Raw genomic sequence first — 20,926 nt, 5'->3', positions numbered from 1 at the left:
GCGTCGGTGCAACAAAGATGGGGGAATGGCGTCCCGGTAGCCCCATCTTCGTCACCCGGAACTCCTGCCGAGCCGAGGGGAGTCCTGATTGGTGACCCAGGTCCGTGTCTGGAGCCATGCCCTGTGCTCGGTCAGATGTTGCGGTGTCGGGCCTCGGGGTCCTTGGGGCCTTCGGTGTCCGGGGCGCGCTCGGGGACCCAGGGATCCTCATCCTCGTCGATGGGCACGTCGCCGTTGACGAGTCGGGACTCGAGGGACTTGGAGAAGATCGGAACGGGGTCGGAGGCGACCTCGATGGTGCCGTCGATGTCCTGCCACTCGCCGCCGGCGACGGAGAACTGTCCGGAGAAGGTGGTGGTGAGCGTGATGTCGTACCAGCCCTCCTGGGTGTACGTGGAGGTGACGACCTCGGCCGGGTACGGCTTGCCGGGGTCGCTGGTGGTGATCGTGTTCCCGTCACCGAGGTCCCAGTGATAGGAGGCCGGGGTGGCTCGGATGGCGACCGGGGTGTCGAGGAGTTCGACCGACAGCTCCTGAGTGGTGGGCTCGGTGTAGAGGACGTTGACCATGTTCACCGGCAGCCATCCGTCCTGGGGGCCGGCGTTGGCCTGGAGGGGTTTGACGGGCATCTTGGCGAAGTCCTCGCGGGTCACGGTGATGACCACGGGTGCAGCTTCGGCGGCCTCAGGGGTTCCAGGACGGGCGCAGCGGACTCCGAGGTCAATGCGATCCCCGGTCTTGTTGTCGACGCGGGTGCCGCGCTGGGTGACGCCTTCGACGGGACGACGGGGCCCGGTGGTCGCTCCGATCACCAGGGCATCCCCCTCTCCGGCGATCCGGCTCCCGCTGCCGGCCTCGCACGAATCTGCATGCGGGGTGCAGGACCAGGAGGCGCCGCCCGTGTTCAGGTCGGCACCGCATCCGGTGAACTGTGATGCGGGAACCCAGATGTAGCTGAAGGGAGCCTTCTCGCCCTGTGCAGAATTTCTCCCACTGGTGTCGATATCGGTGTTGGCAAGTTGTTTTGCCATTTTTTCACTAAGGGTTTCAATCTTGAGTTCTTTATCTTTGATTGACCCGCTGGTCTGGTCGCCAAACGCTGGCGACGCGAAGAGGATTGACGGAACAACCAGAAGCACCATTAAAGCGAAAGCTGTCCGCGCAAGCGCGGGTCTTCTAGCCGAGTACATCGTCACCCCATTCGGCACTGATGGCCTCGAGCTTCCAATGGTCCTCAGTCCAGGTCATGCCTCCCACGGTGCTGTACTCAAGCTCGCCAACATTGACGCGTCCAGAAAAATCATCCTTTGGTCGTTCATGTGGAGTTGTGGTGAAGTCGTAGGCAACTTCGAAGTCAAAGTTCTCGGATTTGTGCGCCTCTAGAGAGGCGTCATTTAGCGAGAACTCACCCCACGTGTCGTTGTGGTCCTGGAGCTCGCGAAAGGTCTCCATGAATGAGGAGCAGGTATCGCAATTCTGAGAAGTCAGGTCGTTGGACACTGAGTCGTCACCGGTCTGGTGCGCCCACATTGACACCGCGATGTAGTACTTGAAAGCCTGTTCCGCCCCCTCCGCCGTGTGCTCGTCCATCCCGGCGAAGTCGGCGGGGTCCGGCGCGGGGATGTCCGGCGCTTCGGCCGTCGGCTCCTCGGACTCTCCGCCGCCGTCGCTCGCTGTCGGCGAGTCGCCTCCGCCATCGCTCGGAGCCTCGACGCCGAGGTCCGGCGGAGGAGTGGTGACGGGGCCTTCTGTGGTCTCTCCGCATGCCGCGAGGCCGAGCAGGAGGGCGCCGGTCGCGGCGGCGCTGAGGAGGCGACGGTGCATGGAGAACTCTTCCGGGAGTGCGTCAGATCACCGCCACGGTATCCAGGGAACGCACAGCCGCGCCATCGGTTCGCTGGATTGTGGACAACTTCAGCGGCGGAACGCCGTAGCGGTCTCCATCGGATCGAGCACGGCGCCGGGATGCGGCCCGGCCGCCTGCCAGGCCTTCCGCCAGGTCTCCACCTCAGGGGAGGAGAGCGCCCCGCCCACCACGAGCACCATGTTCCCGTCGGCCGGAGCGGTCAGAAGCGACGCGAGCGTCAGCGTCCACACGCCGGAGAGCCCCGCCTCGGCGGCGGCGTCCTCGAGCTCTCGCACCTGTGCGCCGAGGAAGCGCTGGCCGGCGTCGTCGCCGACGTTGACCAGCAGCAGCCCGTCGACCTCCAGGTGCGAGATCGCCTCGAGGTAGAAGTCCTTCGTGGCCAGGTGCGCGGGGGACTCCTCGCCGGAGAACACATCGAGCACGATCGCGTCGAAGCGCCTGCCCTCCATCGCGACGAGCTCCTCGCGGGCGTCCCCGATCACGACCTCCAGATCGGTGCCCTCGGGCATCGGCAGCGCCGTGGTGACCAGGGTGGGCAGCTCCCGCTCGATCTCGACGACCAGCTGCGCCGAGCCCGGCCTCGTCGCCTGCACGTAGCGGGCCAGCGTCAGGGCCCCGGCCCCCAGGTGGGCGATGCGCAGCGGCTGTCCGCCCGGCCATGCCTCGTCCAGCACGTTGGCCATCCGTCGGAGGTACTCGTGCACGACGTGCGTGGGGTCCTCGAGATCGACATGGGACTGCTCGACCCCGCCGATCTGCAGGACCCACCCTCCGGAGACCTCGTCCTTCACGATCCAGGCGGGCTGGTCGGAGAAGCTCAGCTGGGCGCTGCGCTGCGCGCCGGGAAGGAAGTCGTGGGTGGCCATGGAGCCATTGTCGGCGATGCGGTGCGCCGATCGGGCCTGGAACACTGGGGGCATGGACACGCTCACCCTCGCAGATCGCCGCTTCAGCATCGACCGTGCCGTCGAGGAGGACGTCCCCGCTCTGGTCGCCCTCCTGGCCGACGACGTGCTGGGCCGCGAGCGGGAGAGCGCGGACCCGGCCCCGTACCGCGAGGCGTTCGCGCGCATCGATGAGGACCCGAACCAACTGCTCCTGGCGGTGAGGGACGAGCAGGCGGCGGTGGTCGCGACCATGCAGCTCACCCTCATGCCCTCGCTGTCCCGCGGCGGCGCCACCCGCCTCCAGATCGAGGCGGTGAGGGTCGGGGCCACCGCACGCGGCAGCGGGCTCGGCACCGCCCTGTTCACCTGGGCGCATCGCTGGGGCCGCGAGCACGGCGCGACCCTGGCGCAGCTCACCACCGATACCGCCCGAGCGGACGCGCAGCGCTTCTATGAGCGGCTCGGCTATTCCCCCAGCCACGTGGGGATGAAGCTGCCTCTATGAGCTGCGCAGGCGGGGCCCGGAGTGCACATGGACGTGGAGGTGCTTCGAGTCCTGGTACTCGCCGAGGTTCGTGAGCACCGCCGCCGCGCCGTGCTCTCGCTCGACCTGCCGCGCCACGTCGGTCACCGTCGCCAGCACGGCGCGGAGATCCTCGGCGTCCTCCGGGCCTGCCGCCGTGAGCGAGGCGATATGGCGCTTCGGCACGACCACGAGGTGCACCTGCCAGAACGGTCGGGTGTGGTGGAAGGCGAGCACGCGTTCGTCCTCATGGACCACTTCGAGCGCGGCAGGGTCCGGGATCGCCACATCGCAGTAGAAGTCGGTGCCGCGATAGCGGGTCAGGGCTGGGCGCATGCGGGCAGTATCCCTGGTCGACGACCGACGGGTCGGTTCCCCCTGATTCCTCTGCGCGCCGAGAGAGGGCGCTCTATGGTGAGGTCATCCCGAGATGTCCTGCAGGCGACGAGGAGGCGGCGATGCCGATCTACGAGTTCCGCTGCGAGAGCGCACACGAGTACGAGCGCTCCGTGCCGATGAGCGCCCGCGACGAAGACCTCACCTGCCCCCGCTGCGGCGCGGCGGCCCGGCGCCGGATCAGCGCCCCCCGTCTCAGCGCCCTCGGCACCCCGGCCGGGAGGCTCCTGGACTCCACCGCCGCGAGCGCCCACGAGCCCGGCGTCGTGGACCGGGTCCCGGGAAGGCCCGGGCGTGGGGGTGCGCGCACCACCCACGACCCGCGCCATGCCATGCTGCCGCGCCCCTGAGGCGGCGATGAACCTGGCGGGCCCGGCCGATGGGCCCGTCGCTGTGGAAGGAGAAGCATGCCCCAGAACGTGTTCCCTCTCGACTCCGCGAAGCCCTTCACCGAGCAGAAGATCCTCGGTCACAACCGCTGGCACCCGGACATCCCTCCGGCGGTCAGCGTCAAGCCCGGCGACACCTTCCGTGTGGACTGCCGCGAATGGTTCGACGGCTACATCAAGAACGACGACTCCGCCGAGGACATCGCCAGCGCGCCCCTGCACACCGTCCACACCCTCTCCGGCCCGTTCCGCATCGAAGGGGCCAAGCCCGGGGATCTGCTGATCGTGGACATCCTCGACGTCGGCCCCATCCCGCAGGAGGACTCCGGGCCTCTGGCCGGCCAGGGCTGGGGCTACACCGGCATCTTCGCCAAGCGCAACGGCGGCAGCTTCCTCACCGACGAGTTCCCCGACGCGTACAAGGCGATCTGGGACTTCCGCGGCGACCGCGCCACCTCCCGCCACGTCCCGGGCGTGGAGTTCACCGGAATGATCCACCCGGGCCTGATGGGCACCGCCCCCTCGCCGGAGCTCCTGAAGAGATGGAACTCCCGCGAGGCGGCGCTGATCGCCACCGAGCCGGATCGTGTGCCGGCGCTCGCCCTGCCTCCGGAGCCCGACGGGGCGGTCCTGGGAGGGGTCGGCGAGGCGGATCGTGACCGGGTCGCGGGGGAGGCCGCCCGCACCGCCCCGCCGCGGGAGAACGGCGGCAACCAGGACATCAAGAACCTCACCAAGGGCACCCGGATCTTCTACCCGGTGTTCGTGGACGGGGCGAACTTCTCCGTGGGCGACCTGCACTTCAGCCAGGGCGACGGCGAGATCACCTTCTGCGGCGGCATCGAGATGGGCGGCTTCATCGACGTCCACGTCGACGTCATCCCCGGCGGGATGGAGAAGTACAACGTCTCCGAGAACGCGATCTTCATGCCGGGGGACACCGCGCCGCAGCACAGCCGCTGGCTGTCCTTCTCCGGCACCTCGGTGACGCTCGACGGCGAGCAGCGCTACCTCGACTCGCATCTGGCCTATCAGCGGGCGTGCCTGCACGCGATCGACTACCTCTCCACCTTCGGCTGGGCCAAGGAGCAGGCCTACCTCCTGCTCGCCGCTGCGCCGATCGAGGGGCGGTTCTCCGGTGTGGTCGACATCCCCAACGCCTGCGCCACGGTGTATCTTCCGCTGGACATCTTCGACATCGACATCCGCCCCGGCAGCGGCGAGGTGCCGACGATCGATCCGGGCATCGGAGCACCCCGCGCGAGCGTGGGCTGAACCGACCGGGAACGGGCCCTGTGGCGTTTCTGCGCCACGGGGCCCGCACTCGGCCGACGGGCGCGGTGCATGACGGGCGGGCGCACGACCGCACCAGTGACGAGGGAAACGCGATGACCGCACGGCCGATCCTCCTGCTGCTCAACGGCGCCCCGGGCAGCGGCAAGTCCACCCTCGCGGCCCGTGCCGCGGCCCGCCGCCCGCTCGCCCTGGCACTGGACATCGACACCCTCAAGCACTCCCTCGGAGACTGGGACCGGGACCTGCACGCCTCCGGGCTGCAGGCCCGCCGGCTCGCGCTCGCCCTGGCCCGCGCGCACCTGGACGACGGTCACGACGTGGTGATCGGGCAGTATCTCGCCCGCACACCCTTCCTCGTCGAGCTCGAAGCCCTCGCCGAGCAGTGCGGAGCCCGCTTCGTCGAAACCGCCCTCGTGCTCGACGTGCCCACACTGGCCGAGCGGCTGATGGCCCGGCGCCGCGCGCCGGACCGGCCCGAGCAGACCGCCAACGACCGCTTCGTCGGCCCGGAGGATGCCGAGGACCTGGTCGCCTCCCTCGAGCAGCTGCTCGCCCGGCGACCGCACGCGCGGCGACTCGACGCCTCCCGGCCGCTGCAGGACATGCTCGCCGAGCTCGAGTCGCTCCTGCCCGGGGCACAGGACGACAGTCGCCGAACTGCTCGATAAGCTGGCCGTCGGACCGCGGAGGAGCACGATGACCACGAACGCCACAGCGCAGGACGCCGCGCCCGCCGACGAGATGCAGGCGCTGCTCTCCGAGCTGGACCAGCTCGCCGACCCCAGGGTCCGTGAGATCAACCTCCGCCACGGCGACGATCACGCCGTGAACCTCGGCGCGCTGCGGGCGATCGGGAAGCGGCTCGGCGCCCGCCCGGACCTCGCCCGCGACCTGTGGGATGCGAGCGCCGAGGACTCCACCCCGAAGCTCCTCGCGATCCTCGTCTCCCGGCCCTCGCACTTCGGCCCGGACGAGCTCGACCGGATGCTGCGCGCGGCACCCACTCCGAAGGTCCGGGACTGGCTGCTGAGCATCCTGGTCAAGAAGTCCCGGCATCGGGAGGCCCTCCGCGAGGAGTGGTTCGGGGACGTCGACCCGGCCGTCGCGAGCGCGGGCTGGGCGCTGACCAGCCAGCGCGTCGTGAAGACGCCCGACGGCATCGACCAGGCCGCCCTGCTGGACCAGATCGAGGCAGAGATGAAGACCTCCCCGGAGCCGCTCCAGTGGGCGATGAACGAGTGCCTCGCCCAGATCGGGATCACGAACCCCGTGCTCCGGGAGCGCGCCCGCGCGATCGGTGAACGGCTCGAGGTGCTCAAGGACTACCCGACGCCGCCGAACTGCACCTCGCCGTTCGCGCCGATCTGGATCGACGAGATGGTGCGCCGCGCCGATCAGGCCTGAGACGCGTCCCCGCCATCGGGAGCGGACTCGGCGGCCAGGAAGGATGCGGGCTCAACAGGCCGCTGCGCCCGGGGCAGTCCCTCGACCACCAGCAGGTAGGAGTCGGTCACCAGCTCTCGCACGAACTCCTCGTCGAGGCTCCCGTCCGGCTCGAGCGTGATCCAGTGACGCTTGTTCATGTGATACCCGGGAGTGATGTCCGCGTGGATCGAGCGGAGCGCCTCGGCGTCGTGCGGCTCGGCCTTCAGCACCACCTTGGGGACTCCGTGCACCTCGGTGAGCAGCAGGAACATCTTCCCGAGCACCTTCGCCACGTCGTAGTCCGGCCCGAACGGATGGGTGATCGCCGCGGCGGGCAGCTCCTCGGCGCGGGCGCGGGCGATGTCCTGCAGGGTGATGCCGTCCATCGTGACGCTCCTCGGTGTCGATCGTCGGTTCGGAGTGATCATCGGTCGACAGCATTCTGCGGCATCGGGGTGACGGGGGGGGGGGGGGGGGGGCGGGGCGGCTCCCCGGACCGGCGCGGATGTGCCCTCCGTCACGACCTGCCGCACCGGGAATGAACCTGGCCGGATCGAAGTTGAGTCAGGTGTGCTCAAGTTCAGTGATCCTCAGATTGACAATGTCGATCCGGCGTTCTCTACTTGAGTCCGTACAGCTCAAGTCTTGCCGTCGACCGCTGGTCGGCAGCGAAGATCCCGTGCGGCGCATCCGTCGCAGAAAGGCAGGCACCCATGTCCCGTGTCGTCGGAATCGACCTCGGTACCACCAACTCCGCCGTCGCCGTCCTCGAGGGTGGCCAGCCCACCGTCATCGCGAACGCCGAGGGCTCCCGCACCACCCCGTCGGTCGTCGCCTTCTCCAAGCAGGGCGAGGTCCTCGTGGGCGAGGTCGCCAAGCGCCAGGCCGTCACCAATGTCGACCGCACCATCTCCTCCGTCAAGCGCCACATGGGCACCGACTGGAGCCAGGAGATCGACGACAAGAAGTACACCCCGCAGGAGATCTCCGCGCGCACCCTCGGCAAGCTCAAGAAGGACGCCGAGTCCTACCTGGGCGAGGCCGTGACCGACGCGGTCATCACCGTCCCGGCCTACTTCAGCGACTCCGAGCGTCAGGCCACCAAGGACGCCGGCACCATCGCGGGCCTGAACGTCCTGCGCATCATCAACGAGCCCACTGCCGCGGCTCTCGCCTACGGGCTGGAGAAGGGCAAGGACGACGAGCAGATCCTGGTCTTCGACCTCGGCGGCGGCACCTTCGACGTCTCCCTGCTCGAGGTGAGCAAGGACGAGGAGGGCTCCACCATCCAGGTCCAGGCCACCGCGGGCGACAACCGCCTCGGCGGCGACGACTGGGACCAGAAGGTCGTGGACTGGCTGATCTCGCAGGTCAAGAACAAGGAGGGCGTGGACCTCGGGAAGGACCGCATCGCCCTGCAGCGCCTCAAGGAGGCCGCTGAGCAGGCGAAGAAGGAGCTGAGCTCCTCCTCCTCGACCAGCATCTCGCTGCAGTACCTGTCGATGACCGAGAACGGCCCGCTGCACCTCGACGAGAAGCTCACCCGGGCCCAGTTCGAGGACATGACCTCGGATCTGCTCGAGCGCACCAAGGCTCCCTTCCACCAGGTCATCAAGGACGCGGGCATCTCCGTCTCCGACATCGACCACGTGGTGCTGGTCGGCGGCTCCACCCGCATGCCCGCCGTCACCGAGGTCGTCAAGTCCCTCACCGGCGGCAAGGAGCCCAACAAGTCCGTGAACCCGGACGAGGTCGTCGCCGTCGGCGCCGCGCTGCAGGCCGCCGTCATCAAGGGCGAGCGCAAGGACGTCCTGCTCATGGACGTCACCCCGCTCTCCCTCGGCATCGAGACCAAGGGCGGCGTGATGACCAAGCTCATCGAGCGCAACGCGGCCATCCCGACCAAGACCTCCGAGGTCTTCTCCACCGCCGAGGACAACCAGCCCTCCGTGGCGATCCAGGTGTTCCAGGGCGAGCGTCAGTTCACCCGGGACAACAAGCTGCTCGGCACCTTCGAGCTCACCGGCATCGCCCCGGCCCCGCGCGGCATCCCGCAGGTCGAGGTCACCTTCGACATCGACTCCAACGGCATCGTGCACGTGACCGCGAAGGACCGCGGCACCGGCAACGAGCAGTCCATCCAGATCACCGGCGGCTCGGCCCTGTCCGACGAGGACATCGACCGCATGGTGAAGGACGCCGAGGCCCACGCCGCCGAGGACGAGGAGCGTCGCAAGAACGCCGACGCCCGCAACACCCTCGAGCAGCTCGTCTACCAGGGCGAGAAGCTGCTCAAGGACAACGCGGAGAAGGTCTCCGACGGCGACAGGACCAAGGCCGAGGACTCCATCAAGGCGGCCAAGGACGTGCTGGCCACCGAGGATGCCTCCACCGAGGACCTCGAGGCCAAGCGCGACTCCCTCAACGAGGCCCTGCAGGCCGTCGGCACCGCGATCTACTCGCAGGCCGAGGGCGCTGAGGGCGCCGAGGGTGCTGAGGACGCCGCAGGCGCCACCGGCGCCTCGGATGATGACGACGTCGTCGACGCCGAGATCGTGGACGAGGACGAGGAGAAGAAGTGATGACCGAGGACCGGAGCACTCCTGACGACGCGCAGCGTCCCGAGGGCGAGCCCAGGTTCTCCTTCACCGACAAGCGCAAGGTGAACCCGGAGGACGGCAGCGTCCGTCCCACCGGGGACACCCCCGCACCCGAGGGCCAGGTGGCCGACGAGACCGTCGATCCCTTCGACGCCGAGGCGGCGGAGCTGTTCGAGCAGGCCGCCGCGGGCGGGGACGAGTCCTCGCTCCCGGCGGACGCCGGACGGGTCGCCGAGCTCGAGGGCCGGGTCACCGAGCTCACCGAGCAGCTCAAGCGCGATCAGGCCGAGTACGTCAACTCGCGCCGCCGCATCGAGGGAGCCGCCCAGGTGAGCAAGGACGCGGCGATCGCCGGCGTGCTCGGCTCGCTGATCGGCGTCCTGGACGACGTGTCGCTGGGCCGCCAGCACGGCGACATCGTCGAGGGCACCCCGTTCCACGCGATCGCGCAGAAGCTCGAGGAGGTGCTCGGCTCCCACGGGCTGACGCGCTTCGGCGAGGTGGGGGAGGAGTTCGATCCGAACCTCCACGAGGCCCTCATGCACGAGGACTCCGAGGACGCCGAGACCACCACCGTCTCGCTCGTCATGCAGCCCGGCTACCGGATGGGCGAGCGCGTGCTCCGTCCCGCCCGCGTCGGCACCCGGGGTCCTGCCTGAGCGACGTGCCCACCATCGGCACCATCTGACGGACGCGGGGCCGGCCTCACCGGCCGGCCCCGCGCCCGTCGCCCCTGAACGACACCACCACGCATCGGAAGCTCCCGGAAGGAGACGCACATGTCCGGACAGGACTGGCTCGACAAGGACTTCTACGCGGTCCTCGGCGTCTCCAAGGACGCGAGCGCCGCGGAGATCAAGAAGGCCTACCGCACCCAGGCCCGCAAGTTCCATCCCGACCACCACCCCGACGACCCGGTGGCCGAGGAGAAGTTCAAGGGGATCGGCGAGGCCTACTCGGTGCTCAACGATCCCGAGCAGCGCCAGCAGTACGACGCGATCCGGGCCATGGGCTCCGGCGGCGCGCGCTTCTCCGCCGGACAGGGCGGCCCCGGCGGTGCCGGCTTCGAGGACATCTTCTCCTCGATGTTCGGCGGCGGCGGCCAGCCCGGTGCCCGTCCCGCCGGCGGCGGCGCGGGCAACCCCGACATCGACGACCTGCTGAAGATGTTCGGCGGCCAGGGCGGCGGCTTCGGCGGCGGAGGGCCCGCCGGGTTCTCCCCGAACCGCGCCCCGGCGAAGGGCTCGGACACCTCGGCCCGCACCCGTGTCAGCTTCCGCGACGCGGCGCTGGGCACCGAGCTGCGCCTCACCGTCGACGGCCGCACGGTCACCGTCCGCATCCCGGCCGGGGTGCACGACGGCCAGAAGATCCGCCTGCGCGGCAAGGGACGCCCCGGCCCCGGCGGTGCGCCCGCCGGAGACCTGCTGCTGACCCTCGACGTCGAGGAGCACTCCGTCTGGAGCGCCGAGGGCACGAATCTCCGGATCACCGTCCCGATCTCCTTCGACGAGGCGGTGCTCGGCACCACCCTGTCCGTCCCGCTGCTCGACGGCGGCACGGTCTCGCTCAAGGTCCCGGCGGGAACGCCGTCGGGTCGTACGCTGAGGGTGCGCGGCAAGGGGCTTCAGACCAAGAAGTCCACCGGCGATCTCCACGTCACCGTCCAGGTCGCCGTCCCCACCCATGTCGAGGGGGCCGCTAAGCAGGCCGTCGAGGACCTGCGTGCGGCCCTGGCCGAGGAGGACCCGCGAGCCGGGCTCACCGAGGCCGCCGCGCGTTGACGTCACGGCGCCGGCCCCACGAGGTCGACCCCTTGCTGCCGGCTCCGGCCCGCACCGCACGATCGGAAGGAGCACCTGATGCACGCGTCGCACCGCCTGGACGACCGGGCGCCGGTGTTCGTGATCTCGGTGGCTGCCGAGCTCTCCGGCATGCACCCCCAGACCCTGCGCCAGTACGACCGGCTGGGCCTGGTGATACCTCAGCGCACGCGCGGCCGCGGCCGGCGCTACAGCACCCGGGACATCGTCCGCCTGCGGGAGATCCAGGAGCTCTCCCAGGACCAGGGCATCAACCTCGCCGGCATCAAGCGGATCCTCGAGCTGCAGGACGAGGTGACCTCGCTGCAAGACCAGCTGGGTCGTGTCCGCGACACCCTGGAGACGATGACCCCGGCCCAGCGGCGCGTGTTCTCCGCCGACCGCGACGGGGAGATCAGCGCGCTGCGCCGCGGTGAGCGTCCCCGCCGCCGCGACAGCGGCAACGCGCTGGTCGTGTGGCGGCCTACGCGCCGGCCGTGACGATCTGCGAGGAGCGCGCCGGGAGCACCCCGGCGAGCCGGTAGATCTCCTGCAGCTGCTGGGCGACCTCGTCGAGGTCCACGCCCTCGGCGGCGCGGCGACCGGCCGCCGTCAGGTCCTCCAGCTCTCCGGTGAGCAGCGCCTCGAGGCGCTGCGCGACCTCGCCCGCGAAGCCGGGGCCGTCCCCGGTGACCTGGTGCGTGAGCACGCCGTCGGGCATCGCGTCGCGGTACAGCGGGATCCCGCGCACCAGCGCGGGGATCCCGCAGGCGAGCGCCTCCCACAGCACGATCCCCTCGGTCTCCTCCTTGGTGAGGAAGCAGAAGGCGTCCGCGCCGCAGTACGCCTCGCGCAGCTGCTCAGCCTGCACGTAGCCGGGGAAGAGGGCGTTCGCCGGCGCGTCGGCCAGGGCCTTCTCCACCTCGGCGGTCAGCAGGCGAGGATCGGTCCGGCCGTACCAGACGAAGGTGACCTCCGGCATCCGACGGGCCACCTCGACCCAGTCCAGGATCCCCTTGCGGCGCAGCTGCATACCGACGCTGATGACCACCTGCGCCTCCGGGGCGAGGCCCAGGGAGTCGCGCAGGCGCTCACGAGCCGACGGGTCCGGGCGGAAGAAGGTCGTGTCCACGCCGTTGGAGAGCACCCGGATCGGGGCGCGCAGACCGTACTTCGGCGCGGAGATCAGATCCTTCGAGTACTGGCTGGGGGTGACCACCGTGTCGCCGCGGCGGTACAGGTGCGCGATCCAGCGCCGGAACATCGGCGCCAGGCGGTTCGACCCCGGGAAGGAGTCGCGGAAGTCGTCCTCCGTGGAGTGCGCCCATACGAGGGCCGGGCGCCGGCGCAGCCGTGCCCAGCGCGCCAGCAGCAGGGTGTCCGGGAACGGGGTGTTCAGGTGGACCACGTCGAAGGGGCGCAGCGGGTTGGTGACCACCTCATGGCCCAGCGAGCGCACCGCCGACTCCTGATGGCGGATGGCCGCGCCGATCCCGGATTCCTTGGCGAGGGCGGCGAGGCCTGTCGGCAGGAGGACGCGCAGAGGCCGGCCGTCGACGGGTGCGGCGGCGAGAGGGGCAGGGGCGGGGCGCCGACGGGCGCGGGATCTCATGAACATGACGAGGTTCCGTTCACCAGGGCAGGAAGCGAAGGATGAGGGTGCTGATGCCGAGGCCGTAGGCGATCAGGGCCCACGGCTTGCACAGCAGGATGATCGCGACGTAGGTGCGCCAGCGCATCCGGGTGGTGCCGGCGATGTAGCAGAGCAGGTCGTCGGGGGCGACGGGCAGCACGATCGCGACCGCGAAGGCTCGCGTGAAGTGGCCGCTGCGGGTCCACCCGAGGAACTTCTCCACCGTGCGGGGAGCGAAGATCCGCTCGATGAGCGAGAGTCCGACGTGCCGGGCGATCGCGAAGTTCAGCAGGGAGCCGGCGCTCACCGCGAGGTAGTTGTACAGCGTCCCCTCGATCGGGCCGAAGAGCACCGGACCGGCGATCACCAGCAGCCCGGCGGGCACGATCGGGAAGACCACCGACGCGGCGGAGGCGAGCATGAAGACCGCCGGCCCCCAGGCGCCGAGCGAGCCGATGAAGACCTGCAGGTTCTCGAGCGAGCGCAGCACTCCGGTGTCCAGCCCCCACCAGACCAGGGTGATGCTGAGGCCCAGGCCCAGCAGCGGGGAGAGCTGGGCGGCGATCCGCAGCGGGTCGCGGCGGGGACGGGTCTCGCCGGACGAGGGCCGTGCCGCGAGCGCCGAGGGCCGTGCCGCAGCGGCCGACGGCCGGACGGCGACATCCGTCGGGACGACGGGGATCGGTGCGAGGCGCGGGATCGGTCCCGTCGTGGTGCTCATGCCGCCACCGGCTCGCGGCGGGCGATCACCGGGGCGCGCACTCCGCGTGCCTCCTGGTAGACGCGGAGCACGCCGCGGCCGAACTCCTTCGCATCGCAGGTGTCCAGGGCCCGGTCCAGGGCCGCGCGGGACATCTGCTCACGACGGATCGGATCGTCCAGCAGCGCGCTCAGGTGGCTGGTGAACTGGGCGGCGCCCTCGAACTGCCAGCCGGTGACGCCCTCGACGACGACGCTCGCGAGCGAGGGGTCGCGGCGGCAGAGCAGCGGCAGCCCGCAGGCCATCGCCTCGATGAATGTCAGGCCCTGCGTCTCGCTGAGGGAGGCGCCGACGAAGACGTCGCCCATGCGGTACCAGCGGGGGATGTCCGCGGGGGCGACCACACCGGTGAAGCGGACGCGATCGGTGATCCCGAGGCTCGCCGCGCGGGCCTCGAGCTCCGGCCGGTAGGGACCATCGCCCACCAGCACCAGCACGGTGTCCTCGCGGTCCGCGACGGCCACCATGTCGAGCACCTCGTCGAGGTTCTTCTCCTTGGCCAGACGGGAGACGGACAGCAGCACCTTCCGGCCGGGCTCGATGCCGAGGGAGGCGCGCAGCGCGCGGGCGTCGGCGTGCTCCTCCTCGGTGCGGGCCGGGCGGAACCGCTCGAGGTCCAGCCCGGTGGGGATCACGTGCAGCGGACGCAGCACGCCGTAGCCCGTCAGGAGGCGGGAGACCTTCTGGGTGGGCACGATGACGGCATCGGTCCGTGAGAGCACCCGGCGGGAGAAGGTCTCCACGACCTTGCGGCCCATGGTGCGGCTGGGGGAGTAGTAGTGCGTGTAGTCCTCGTAGATGGTGTGGTACGTGTGCACCAGCGGGATCGAGAGGGTGCGGGCGATGCGGCGTGCCCACACGTAGGTGGAGAACTCGGCCTGGGAATGCACGACGTCGGGCCGCCAGTCCAGCACGTCGCGCAGCACGCGGCGCGCGGTGGGCATGCCGATCCGGGCGCGGTCGTACACCATCGATGCGGAGACGGAGCCGAGGCGGTAGACGCCCTCCTCGTTGCGGGACCGCAGACCCTGCGAGAGGGTCAGCACGCGCACGTCGCAGCCCAGCGCTATCAGCTCGCGGCGCAGGGTCTGCACCGAGGCGACCACGCCGTTGACGACGGGCTCCCACCAGTCGGTGGTCAGCAGGACCCGCAGCGGGCGCTGCGGGGAGATCACCTGGGAGGGGGGCGGGGAAGTACGGTTCTCGTTCACTCCTCGAGACTCACATCCCGAGGGTGCGAGCGCGTCCCCCGAGCGCATGAGAGGCGTCAGACCATGGTCTGATCCCTGTGCTCGCCGCGTGCTGCGGATTCTCCTGGCGTCCATGATTCGAGCCTACGACCGAGGTCAGAGGCCGGACACAGGGCACGCCCGATCCGTCGCGGGGTGTTTCCCCCTAGTATTTCAGCCTGTCACCTGATATCGGGCTGTGAAGTCGGTGGAGGCCAGCTGCTGGGAGAAGATCGCGAAGCGGGCCGCGATGTGCGGGCTCTCGGGATCCACCTCGATCGACTCCACGGGCAGCGCGTGCACCGAGAACTGGTAGCGGTGCGGGGCGCCGGGAGGCGGCTGCGGCCCGTCGTAGCCGCGGAGGCCGAAGTCGTTGAGCGCCTGCTTCAGGGAGGCGTCGTCCCGCGGCACGCCGAGCGGCAGCGAGGTGGTCGTGGCGGGGAGGTCCCAGGCGATCCAGTGCCAGAAGCCCGAGCCCGTCGGGGCATCGGGGTCGTAGCAGGTCACGGCGAAGGAGCGGGTGCCCTCCGGGGCGTTGGTCCACCGGAGGTCGGGGGAGAGGTTCTCGCCGCCGAGCGCCTCGACCAGCTGCTGGGGAGCGACGATGCTCCCCGAGGGCGTGGCGTCCGACTGCAGGGTGAAGGGGTCCGTGGCAGGCATGCCTCGAGTGTAACCACCACCACAGACGGATGCGGCGAGGCTCCGGCGGAACTCTCGCACCGGCGGAGCTCTCGCTCCGGCGGAGGCGCCGGCTCAGAACCCGTCGGCCGACGGGCGGGGGTAGTGCTGCAGGAACTTCTTGACCTGGTTGGCCTGGGCGGCGAGCACGTAGGCGCGACGCCTCATGCCCTCCACGGGGTACCACAGGGGGTGCACGGTGCGCTGCGACCGGATCGCCTGCACGCGGGCGCGGAGCTGCGGATCGAGGATGTAGCGGCGCAGCAGCGTCCAGGGAACGATCGAGTAGAGGACCTCGCGGGAGGGGACCACGCGGGCCAGCTCGCGGCCCTCGACGAGATCGGCGACCACCGGCTCGGCGACGTTCGCCCCGGCCGCGGTCATGTAGTAGTTGTTCCGGCCGATGCGGGGATTGACCTCGAAGAACTTCGCGACGCCGTCGCGAGGATCGATCTTGACATCGAAGTTCGCGTAGCCGCGGTAGCCGGAGTGCTCGAGGAAGCGCACCGACTGGTCGAAGACGTCGGGCAGCTCCGTGGTGAACATGGCCGCCGGGTTCCCGAGAGCGCCCGGGGTGTGCTCCTCGAGCAGCACCTGGGCCCCGCCGAGCAGGGTCACCTCGCCGCGGGTGTCCACGTACGCCGTCACGGACAGCATCGAGGTGTCGTCGCCCGGGATCATCTCCTGGACCACGAAGCGGTCCCGGTATCCGGCTGTGGTGAGGGCATCGACCAGGTCCACCAGCTGCGCGCGATCCGCGATCTCGAAGACCTTGCGCTTGCCCGGGAAGGAGACCGCGTTGTAGGCGGAGGAGCGGGAGGCCTTGGCCACGAGCGGCCATCCGAGATCCAGATCGGGCACCTCGGGCGCGGTGCCGGAGGAGAAGTCCAGGACGACGGTGCGCGGGGTGGGCACGCCGATCTGCGCGCAGATCTCGGAGAAGGTCGCCTTGTCGGCGACGTCGCTCAGCACCTCGTCGTCCAGCAGCGGCAGGTGGTAGTAGGTGCCCAGGAGCTCGCGGTGGGAGGCCAGCAGCGCGACCAGGAAGTCGGCGTTCGCGAGCAGGATCGGCCGGGTGCCGCCCGGGCGGGAGGCCTTGTCCGCGCCCACCCGAACGAGGGCCTGGATCATCTGCTCCTCGCTCGCCTCCATCCCGAGCTCGACCGTGCGCAGGATGGTGGAGTCGGCGACAGGGCCGGCGACCTTGCGGGTGACGACGGTGGAGACCACGCCGTACTTCTCGTGGAAGGCACGGGCCAGGGCGTAGATCCCGATGTCCCCGCCGAGCAGGACGAGGTCCACCCCAGGGGTCGGGGTGGGAGCGGAGGAGGTCGCCGAGGAGGCGGAGGAGGCGGGCATCGAGAGGGTCCTTCCCGGGCTCAGAAGCCGGTGTCGGTGGGTCGGGGATAGACGGCGCGGTACTTGCGCACGAAGTTCAGGCCGGAGATGACGCTGTAGGCGCGCATCCACGCACCCTCGGCGCGATACCGGAAGGGGTTGCGCAGGCCCGTTCGGGCGAGGACCCGGATGCGCTCGCGCAGAGCGGGATCGGTCAGGTAGCGCAGCACCAGGCGCACCGGGAGGATCGAGTAGAGGACCTCGCGGGTGACGACCACCTGGTCGAGGTCATCGCCGAGCACGCGGTCCGCCACGACATGGCGGGCCACGCTCTCCCCGGTCGAGGTGACGTAGTAGTTGTTGCGGCCGATGCGCGGGTTGATCTCGAAGAAGCACTCGGCGCCGGTGCGCGGATCGACCTTCACGTCGAAGTTCGCGAAGCCCACGTAGTCCACGGCGTCGAGGAACTTCTCGGCGGCGGCGGTGAGGCTCGGGAAGTCCCCGGTGACCATCGCGGCAGGACGGCCCAGCGCCTCCGGGGTGTGCTCGCCGAGCAGCACCTGCGCGGCGCACAGCAGGGTCACCTTCCCGCGCGAGGAGCGGTAGGCGGTGATCGAGCGCTCGGCGGTGTCATCGCCGGGGATAAGCTCCTGGAACAGGAAGCGGCCGGTGAAGCCTGCCTCGCGCAGGCGGCGCACGAGATCCTCCCGCTCCTGCGGGGTCTCGAGGAAGAAGACCTTCCGCTTCCCCGGGAAGCTCACGTGGTGGTACTCGGCGGTGTTGGCGGCCTTGCCGACCACCGGGTAGGACCAGGGCAGCTCCTCCTCGCCGTTCCAGCCCGCCCCGCCCGCACGGGAGAAGTCGACGGTGACGGTGGGGACGGTGCCGATGCCGAGCTCGTGGCAGATCTCGGCGAACTCCGCCTTGTCGGCCAGGCGGGAGAGCAGGGCGCCGTCGACCTGGGCGAGCAGGTAGTGCTGCTCGAGCTCGACCCGGAACTGATCGATGAAGGCGATCAGGGAGTCGGCGTTGGTCAGCAGCAGGGCGGGGCGGTCCGTCGGGCGCTGCTCCGCGAGCTCGATCAGCGCATCGCGCATCTGCTCGTCGGTGGCGTCCGCGCCGAGGATCAGCTGGTCGCTCGTGACGGTGTGCTCGTTCATCGCCACGGGGACCCGCATCACCGTGGTGCACCGCATCCCGTACTGCTGGTGGAACGCGATGGTCAGGTTCAGCGAGTTCAGCCCGGCTCCGAGGACGACGACGTCGAACCCGGGATCGGCGGGGGAGGAGGGCGTGCGCATGATCGCGATCCTAGCGGCGCGGGCACGCCGCGCCGGGGAGCCCCGTGGGGACTCCGCGGCGCGGCGTGATCTGTCCGACTCCGCGGGCGGGCGCGGAGATCACCGTCACCGCGTGCGCAGCCACACCGCCGTGTCGGCCGGGAGGGTGTCCGCAGGCAGAGGGCCCGAGGCCACGAGCAGCTCGGCGCCGGCCGGAGCCGTCGAACCGCCCGCCTCAGCCAGGGGGACCTCCACGTCGGAGGTGTTCACGAGGACGCGGACGTCCCCGCGGGAGACGCCGAGCACTCCCTCGGGGAGATCCTCGAGGAAGGTGACCGCGGCATCGTCACGACCCAGACCGAGCTCGCTGCGCAGACGCAGCGCCGCGCGGTACATCTCGAGGGTGGATCCCTCGACGCCCTCCTGCACATCGGCGGCCAGCTCCGCGAAGTCGGCCGGCTGCGGCAGCCAGCTCGCGGCCGTCGAGGAGAACCCGAAGGCCGGCGCGTCCCTCTCCCAGGGGAGCGGCACGCGGCAGCCGTCCCGGCCGGGCACGCCGGCGCGCTTGTGCGAGGGGTCCTCGCGCAGCTCGTCGGGGATGTCCGCGACCTCGGGCAGGCCGAGCTCCTCGCCCTGATAGAGGTAGGCGGCGCCGGGCAGCGAGAGCATCAGCAGGGTGGCCGCCCGGGCACGGCGCAGCCCCAGCTCCGCATCGGGGATCTCCTCGCGCGAGAGCCCCTCGCCGAAGCGGTGATCGGGGGCGAAGCCGTAGCGCGTGGCGTGGCGGATCACGTCGTGGTTCGAGAGCACCCAGGTGGTGGGGGAGTCGACGGCGTCGGCGAGCGCGAGCGGCTTCTCGATCGCGGCGCGCATCGTCTCCACGCCCCAGCGCGCCTGGAGGAAGCCGAAGTTGAAGGACTGGTGCGCCTTCTCGTCCCCGATGTACAGCGGCAGGCGGTGCTCGGGGATCCAGGCCTCCAGCACCATCATCCGGTCGCCCTCGTAGGAGTCCAGGATCGGTCGCCATTCGCGGTAGATGTCCAGCACGCCGTCGTTGTCGAAGTAGACCGGGACCTCCCCCTCGGGGATGTCGATCAGGCCCTCGGCGTTCACCGCGGCATCGGGCAGACCCTCGGGCTTGACCATGCCGTGGGCGACGTCCACACGGAAGCCGTCGGCCCCGCGGTCCAGCCAGAACCTCAGCACGTCCTGGAACAGCTCGTGGACCCGTGGGTTCTTCCAGTTCCAGTCCGGCTGGCTGGTGTCGAAGATGTGCAGGTACCACTGGCCGGGCGTGCCGTCCGCCTCGGTCAGACGGGTCCAGGCCGGGCCGTGGAAGATCGAGGTCCAGTTGTTCGGGGGCAGCTCGCCGTGCTCGCCCCTGCCCTCGGCGAAGACGTACATGTCGCGCTCGGGGGAGCCGGGACCCGCGGCGAGGGCCTGCTGGAACAGCACGTGCTCGCTCGAGGAATGGTTGGGGACGATGTCCACGATCACCTTGAGCCCCAGCGCGTGCGCGGCGGCGATCATCTCGTCGGCGTCCGTCAGGGAGCCGAAGCGGGGATCGACGTCGGTGTAGTCGGCCACGTCGTAGCCGCCGTCGTTCTGGGGGGAGGTGTAGAAGGGCGAGAGCCAGATCGCGTCCACGCCGAGGTCGCGGAGGTAGGGCAGGCGGGCGGTGATGCCGGGCAGGTCGCCCATGCCGTCGCCGTCGGAGTCGGAGAAGGATCGGGGATAGACCTGGTAGACGACGGCGTCGCGCCACCACTGACGGTCACGGTCGCTGCCGGGCGAACCGGGCAGGGGAGCGGGTGCGGCGGCGCGGGCGGGGAGGGTCATGGGGTCCTTCCGTTGGTGCAGTGGTGCAGTGGTGCAGTGGTGCAGTGGTGCAGTGGTGCGGTGGTGCGGTGGGTGGGGTCAGCCCTTGACGGCGCCGGCGGTGGAGCCGCCGACGATGTAGCGCTGGAGGAACTGGTAGAGCACGATCACCGGGATCATGATCATGACCGATCCGGCGGCGAAGACGCCCAGATTGTTCGAGCGGTCGGAGGCGAACATCCCGTACATCCCCACGGCGAGGGTCTTCTTCGAGTCATCCGTGAGGAAGATCGAGCCGATGAGGAACTCGCTCATCGAGCCCACCAGGGCCAGCAGCAGGGTCGTGGCCAGGATCGGGGTCATCGACGGGACCAGGATCCTGCAGAAGGCCTGCCAGTGGCTCGCGCCGTCGAGGATCGCTGCCTCGTCCAGCTCCCGGGGGATGGTGTCGAAGAAGCCCTTGAGCAGCCACACCTGCCCGAAGGCGCCGCCCATGAGAACGGCGATGTAGCCGGAGAGGGTGTTCAGGCCCAGCCACGGCACCGCCTCGCCCAGGCCTGCGACCATCGTGTACACGGCGATCATCGAGAGGATGGCGGGGAACATCATGACCAGCAGCACGGCGAGCATGCCGTCCCGTCGGCCCGCGAAGCGCAGGCGGCTGAAGGCGTAGGCGCCCAGCAGGGAGAGGAACACCTGGCCGATGGCGACGACACCGCACACGATGATGGTGTTGAGGTACCAGCGCAGGAAGTTCGCGCGCTCGCCGTTGAGCATCACGGCGTAGTGCTCGAGGGTGATCCGCTCCGTGGGGAGCAGCCCCGCGGCGGAGATCGACCCGCTCTCGTTGAGCGAGGCGGAGAGCACGAACAGGATCGGGAACACGGCGAAGACGACGGCCAGGATGCCGACGACGTGCCGCCACCCGAGCTCGGCGAACCAGCGACCGAACGACATGCGATGCTTCGGCCCGCTCTGCGGGACGGAGGTGGAACTCATGATGGA

Annotated in this window: 22 protein-coding genes; 9 read left to right on the top strand and 13 right to left on the bottom strand. The window is 70.1% G+C overall.

Annotation, left to right across the window (positions count from 1 at the left end; all coding sequences use genetic code 11):
* Window positions 1-131: 131 nt before the first annotated feature.
* The 3 genes from CFK41_RS18160 to CFK41_RS10905 form a co-directional block, all read right to left on the bottom strand.
* Window positions 132-1,031 (bottom strand): PKD domain-containing protein, encoded by a 900-nt coding sequence (locus tag CFK41_RS18160; protein ID WP_227873048.1) that lies wholly within the window; start codon window positions 1,029-1,031, stop codon window positions 132-134.
* A gap of 145 nt (window positions 1,032-1,176) precedes the next feature.
* Window positions 1,177-1,824 carry a DUF6318 family protein gene (locus tag CFK41_RS10910; RefSeq protein WP_096799677.1) on the bottom strand — a complete coding sequence of 216 codons (648 nt, stop codon included), beginning with the start codon at window positions 1,822-1,824 and terminating at the stop codon, window positions 1,177-1,179.
* 90 nt (window positions 1,825-1,914) lie between these two features.
* A complete protein-coding gene (locus CFK41_RS10905; RefSeq protein ID WP_096801047.1) occupies window positions 1,915-2,733 on the bottom strand; it encodes a spermidine synthase in 819 nt (272 codons plus the stop codon).
* A gap of 52 nt (window positions 2,734-2,785) precedes the next feature.
* Here CFK41_RS10905 and CFK41_RS10900 point away from each other — a divergent pair, with 52 nt between their 5' ends.
* Window positions 2,786-3,259, top strand: coding sequence for a GNAT family N-acetyltransferase (locus tag CFK41_RS10900; RefSeq protein ID WP_096799676.1), 474 nt, complete (start codon window positions 2,786-2,788; stop codon window positions 3,257-3,259).
* On the opposite strand, the gene CFK41_RS10895 is transcribed toward CFK41_RS10900, so the two are convergent.
* On the bottom strand, window positions 3,254-3,613 hold the full coding sequence (locus CFK41_RS10895) for an HIT domain-containing protein (RefSeq protein WP_096799675.1): 360 nt from the start codon (window positions 3,611-3,613) through the stop codon (window positions 3,254-3,256). The genes CFK41_RS10900 and CFK41_RS10895 overlap by 6 nt on opposite strands.
* Before the next feature lie 122 nt (window positions 3,614-3,735).
* On the opposite strand from CFK41_RS10895, the gene CFK41_RS10890 reads away from it, so the two are divergent.
* The 4 genes from CFK41_RS10890 to CFK41_RS10875 all read left to right on the top strand — a co-directional run bounded on the left by CFK41_RS10890 (window position 3,736) and on the right by CFK41_RS10875 (window position 6,762).
* Window positions 3,736-4,023, top strand: a complete 288-nt coding sequence (locus tag CFK41_RS10890; RefSeq protein WP_096799674.1) for an FmdB family zinc ribbon protein — start codon at window positions 3,736-3,738, stop codon at window positions 4,021-4,023.
* Between the two features lie 57 nt (window positions 4,024-4,080).
* Window positions 4,081-5,337 (top strand): formamidase, encoded by a 1,257-nt coding sequence (fmdA, locus tag CFK41_RS10885; RefSeq protein ID WP_096799673.1) that lies wholly within the window; start codon window positions 4,081-4,083, stop codon window positions 5,335-5,337.
* 113 nt (window positions 5,338-5,450) lie between these two features.
* Window positions 5,451-6,026, top strand: a complete 576-nt coding sequence (locus CFK41_RS10880; protein WP_096799672.1) for an AAA family ATPase — start codon at window positions 5,451-5,453, stop codon at window positions 6,024-6,026.
* Window positions 6,027-6,054: 28 nt separating this feature from the next.
* Window positions 6,055-6,762 carry a DNA alkylation repair protein gene (locus tag CFK41_RS10875; protein WP_096799671.1) on the top strand — a complete coding sequence of 236 codons (708 nt, stop codon included), beginning with the start codon at window positions 6,055-6,057 and terminating at the stop codon, window positions 6,760-6,762.
* Here the strand turns inward: CFK41_RS10875 and CFK41_RS10870 are convergent.
* Window positions 6,753-7,169, bottom strand: coding sequence for an MmcQ/YjbR family DNA-binding protein (locus tag CFK41_RS10870; RefSeq protein ID WP_096799670.1), 417 nt, complete (start codon window positions 7,167-7,169; stop codon window positions 6,753-6,755). The genes CFK41_RS10875 and CFK41_RS10870 overlap by 10 nt on opposite strands.
* A gap of 327 nt (window positions 7,170-7,496) precedes the next feature.
* On the opposite strand from CFK41_RS10870, the gene dnaK reads away from it, so the two are divergent.
* The 4 genes from dnaK to CFK41_RS10850 all read left to right on the top strand — a co-directional run bounded on the left by dnaK (window position 7,497) and on the right by CFK41_RS10850 (window position 11,686).
* Window positions 7,497-9,365, top strand: coding sequence for a molecular chaperone DnaK (gene dnaK / locus CFK41_RS10865; RefSeq protein WP_096799669.1), 1,869 nt, complete (start codon window positions 7,497-7,499; stop codon window positions 9,363-9,365).
* Complete coding sequence (locus tag CFK41_RS10860; RefSeq protein WP_096799668.1) at window positions 9,365-10,042, top strand: nucleotide exchange factor GrpE; 678 nt, start codon at window positions 9,365-9,367, stop codon at window positions 10,040-10,042. The genes dnaK and CFK41_RS10860 overlap by 1 nt, the downstream gene beginning before the upstream one ends.
* A 120-nt stretch (window positions 10,043-10,162) precedes the next feature.
* A complete protein-coding gene (locus CFK41_RS10855) occupies window positions 10,163-11,167 on the top strand; it encodes a DnaJ C-terminal domain-containing protein (RefSeq protein ID WP_096799667.1) in 1,005 nt (334 codons plus the stop codon).
* 78 nt (window positions 11,168-11,245) lie between these two features.
* The gene (locus tag CFK41_RS10850) at window positions 11,246-11,686 is read left to right on the top strand and encodes a heat shock protein transcriptional repressor HspR (protein ID WP_096799666.1); all 441 of its coding nucleotides are present in this window, start codon (window positions 11,246-11,248) and stop codon (window positions 11,684-11,686) included.
* Here the strand turns inward: CFK41_RS10850 and CFK41_RS10845 are convergent.
* The 8 genes from CFK41_RS10845 to CFK41_RS10810 all read right to left on the bottom strand — a co-directional run bounded on the left by CFK41_RS10845 (window position 11,670) and on the right by CFK41_RS10810 (window position 20,920).
* The gene (locus tag CFK41_RS10845; protein WP_096799665.1) at window positions 11,670-12,803 is read right to left on the bottom strand and encodes a glycosyltransferase family 4 protein; all 1,134 of its coding nucleotides are present in this window, start codon (window positions 12,801-12,803) and stop codon (window positions 11,670-11,672) included. The genes CFK41_RS10850 and CFK41_RS10845 overlap by 17 nt on opposite strands.
* 13 nt (window positions 12,804-12,816) lie before the next feature.
* A complete protein-coding gene (locus tag CFK41_RS10840) occupies window positions 12,817-13,539 on the bottom strand; it encodes a TVP38/TMEM64 family protein (RefSeq protein ID WP_096799664.1) in 723 nt (240 codons plus the stop codon).
* Window positions 13,536-14,789, bottom strand: a complete 1,254-nt coding sequence (locus CFK41_RS10835; protein ID WP_227873047.1) for a glycosyltransferase family 4 protein — start codon at window positions 14,787-14,789, stop codon at window positions 13,536-13,538. The genes CFK41_RS10840 and CFK41_RS10835 overlap by 4 nt, the downstream gene beginning before the upstream one ends.
* Before the next feature lie 192 nt (window positions 14,790-14,981).
* On the bottom strand, window positions 14,982-15,467 hold the full coding sequence (locus CFK41_RS10830) for a YbhB/YbcL family Raf kinase inhibitor-like protein (RefSeq protein WP_096799662.1): 486 nt from the start codon (window positions 15,465-15,467) through the stop codon (window positions 14,982-14,984).
* Window positions 15,468-15,560: 93 nt separating this feature from the next.
* Entirely contained in the window at window positions 15,561-16,844 is a 1,284-nt protein-coding gene (locus tag CFK41_RS10825; protein WP_096799661.1) for a carboxylate--amine ligase, read from the bottom strand.
* A 20-nt stretch (window positions 16,845-16,864) separates the two neighbouring features.
* Entirely contained in the window at window positions 16,865-18,124 is a 1,260-nt protein-coding gene (locus tag CFK41_RS10820; protein WP_096799660.1) for a carboxylate--amine ligase, read from the bottom strand.
* A 105-nt stretch (window positions 18,125-18,229) separates the two neighbouring features.
* The gene (locus CFK41_RS10815) at window positions 18,230-19,942 is read right to left on the bottom strand and encodes a glycoside hydrolase family 13 protein (RefSeq protein ID WP_096799659.1); all 1,713 of its coding nucleotides are present in this window, start codon (window positions 19,940-19,942) and stop codon (window positions 18,230-18,232) included.
* Between the two features lie 78 nt (window positions 19,943-20,020).
* The gene (locus CFK41_RS10810; protein ID WP_096799658.1) at window positions 20,021-20,920 is read right to left on the bottom strand and encodes a sugar ABC transporter permease; all 900 of its coding nucleotides are present in this window, start codon (window positions 20,918-20,920) and stop codon (window positions 20,021-20,023) included.
* Between the last annotated feature and the right edge of the window lie 6 nt (window positions 20,921-20,926).

The organism is Brachybacterium ginsengisoli (assembly GCF_002407065.1).
In the GTDB taxonomy this organism is placed as follows: domain Bacteria; phylum Actinomycetota; class Actinomycetes; order Actinomycetales; family Dermabacteraceae; genus Brachybacterium; species Brachybacterium ginsengisoli.
Note: the sequence above shows the minus strand (reverse complement) of the source record. Positions and strands in the feature narration are given on the sequence as shown.

What these genes read in the sequence shown, in the direction of transcription:
- CFK41_RS10905 (WP_096801047.1), bottom strand. Translation starts at nt 2,733, where the DNA reads ATGGCCACCCACGACTTCCTTCCCGGCGCGCAGCGCAGCGCCCAGCTG.
- CFK41_RS10860 (WP_096799668.1), top strand. Translation starts at nt 9,365, where the DNA reads ATGACCGAGGACCGGAGCACTCCTGACGACGCGCAGCGTCCCGAGGGC.
- CFK41_RS10900 (WP_096799676.1), top strand. Translation starts at nt 2,786, where the DNA reads ATGGACACGCTCACCCTCGCAGATCGCCGCTTCAGCATCGACCGTGCC.
- CFK41_RS10840 (WP_096799664.1), bottom strand. Translation starts at nt 13,539, where the DNA reads ATGAGCACCACGACGGGACCGATCCCGCGCCTCGCACCGATCCCCGTC.
- CFK41_RS10830 (WP_096799662.1), bottom strand. Translation starts at nt 15,467, where the DNA reads ATGCCTGCCACGGACCCCTTCACCCTGCAGTCGGACGCCACGCCCTCG.
- CFK41_RS10845 (WP_096799665.1), bottom strand. Translation starts at nt 12,803, where the DNA reads ATGTTCATGAGATCCCGCGCCCGTCGGCGCCCCGCCCCTGCCCCTCTC.
- CFK41_RS10810 (WP_096799658.1), bottom strand. Translation starts at nt 20,920, where the DNA reads ATGAGTTCCACCTCCGTCCCGCAGAGCGGGCCGAAGCATCGCATGTCG.
- CFK41_RS10890 (WP_096799674.1), top strand. Translation starts at nt 3,736, where the DNA reads ATGCCGATCTACGAGTTCCGCTGCGAGAGCGCACACGAGTACGAGCGC.
- CFK41_RS18160 (WP_227873048.1), bottom strand. Translation starts at nt 1,031, where the DNA reads ATGGCAAAACAACTTGCCAACACCGATATCGACACCAGTGGGAGAAAT.
- CFK41_RS10880 (WP_096799672.1), top strand. Translation starts at nt 5,451, where the DNA reads ATGACCGCACGGCCGATCCTCCTGCTGCTCAACGGCGCCCCGGGCAGC.
- CFK41_RS10855 (WP_096799667.1), top strand. Translation starts at nt 10,163, where the DNA reads ATGTCCGGACAGGACTGGCTCGACAAGGACTTCTACGCGGTCCTCGGC.
- CFK41_RS10850 (WP_096799666.1), top strand. Translation starts at nt 11,246, where the DNA reads ATGCACGCGTCGCACCGCCTGGACGACCGGGCGCCGGTGTTCGTGATC.
- CFK41_RS10910 (WP_096799677.1), bottom strand. Translation starts at nt 1,824, where the DNA reads ATGCACCGTCGCCTCCTCAGCGCCGCCGCGACCGGCGCCCTCCTGCTC.
- CFK41_RS10820 (WP_096799660.1), bottom strand. Translation starts at nt 18,124, where the DNA reads ATGCGCACGCCCTCCTCCCCCGCCGATCCCGGGTTCGACGTCGTCGTC.
- dnaK (WP_096799669.1), top strand. Translation starts at nt 7,497, where the DNA reads ATGTCCCGTGTCGTCGGAATCGACCTCGGTACCACCAACTCCGCCGTC.
- CFK41_RS10895 (WP_096799675.1), bottom strand. Translation starts at nt 3,613, where the DNA reads ATGCGCCCAGCCCTGACCCGCTATCGCGGCACCGACTTCTACTGCGAT.
- fmdA (WP_096799673.1), top strand. Translation starts at nt 4,081, where the DNA reads ATGCCCCAGAACGTGTTCCCTCTCGACTCCGCGAAGCCCTTCACCGAG.
- CFK41_RS10815 (WP_096799659.1), bottom strand. Translation starts at nt 19,942, where the DNA reads ATGACCCTCCCCGCCCGCGCCGCCGCACCCGCTCCCCTGCCCGGTTCG.
- CFK41_RS10825 (WP_096799661.1), bottom strand. Translation starts at nt 16,844, where the DNA reads ATGCCCGCCTCCTCCGCCTCCTCGGCGACCTCCTCCGCTCCCACCCCG.
- CFK41_RS10875 (WP_096799671.1), top strand. Translation starts at nt 6,055, where the DNA reads ATGACCACGAACGCCACAGCGCAGGACGCCGCGCCCGCCGACGAGATG.
- CFK41_RS10870 (WP_096799670.1), bottom strand. Translation starts at nt 7,169, where the DNA reads ATGGACGGCATCACCCTGCAGGACATCGCCCGCGCCCGCGCCGAGGAG.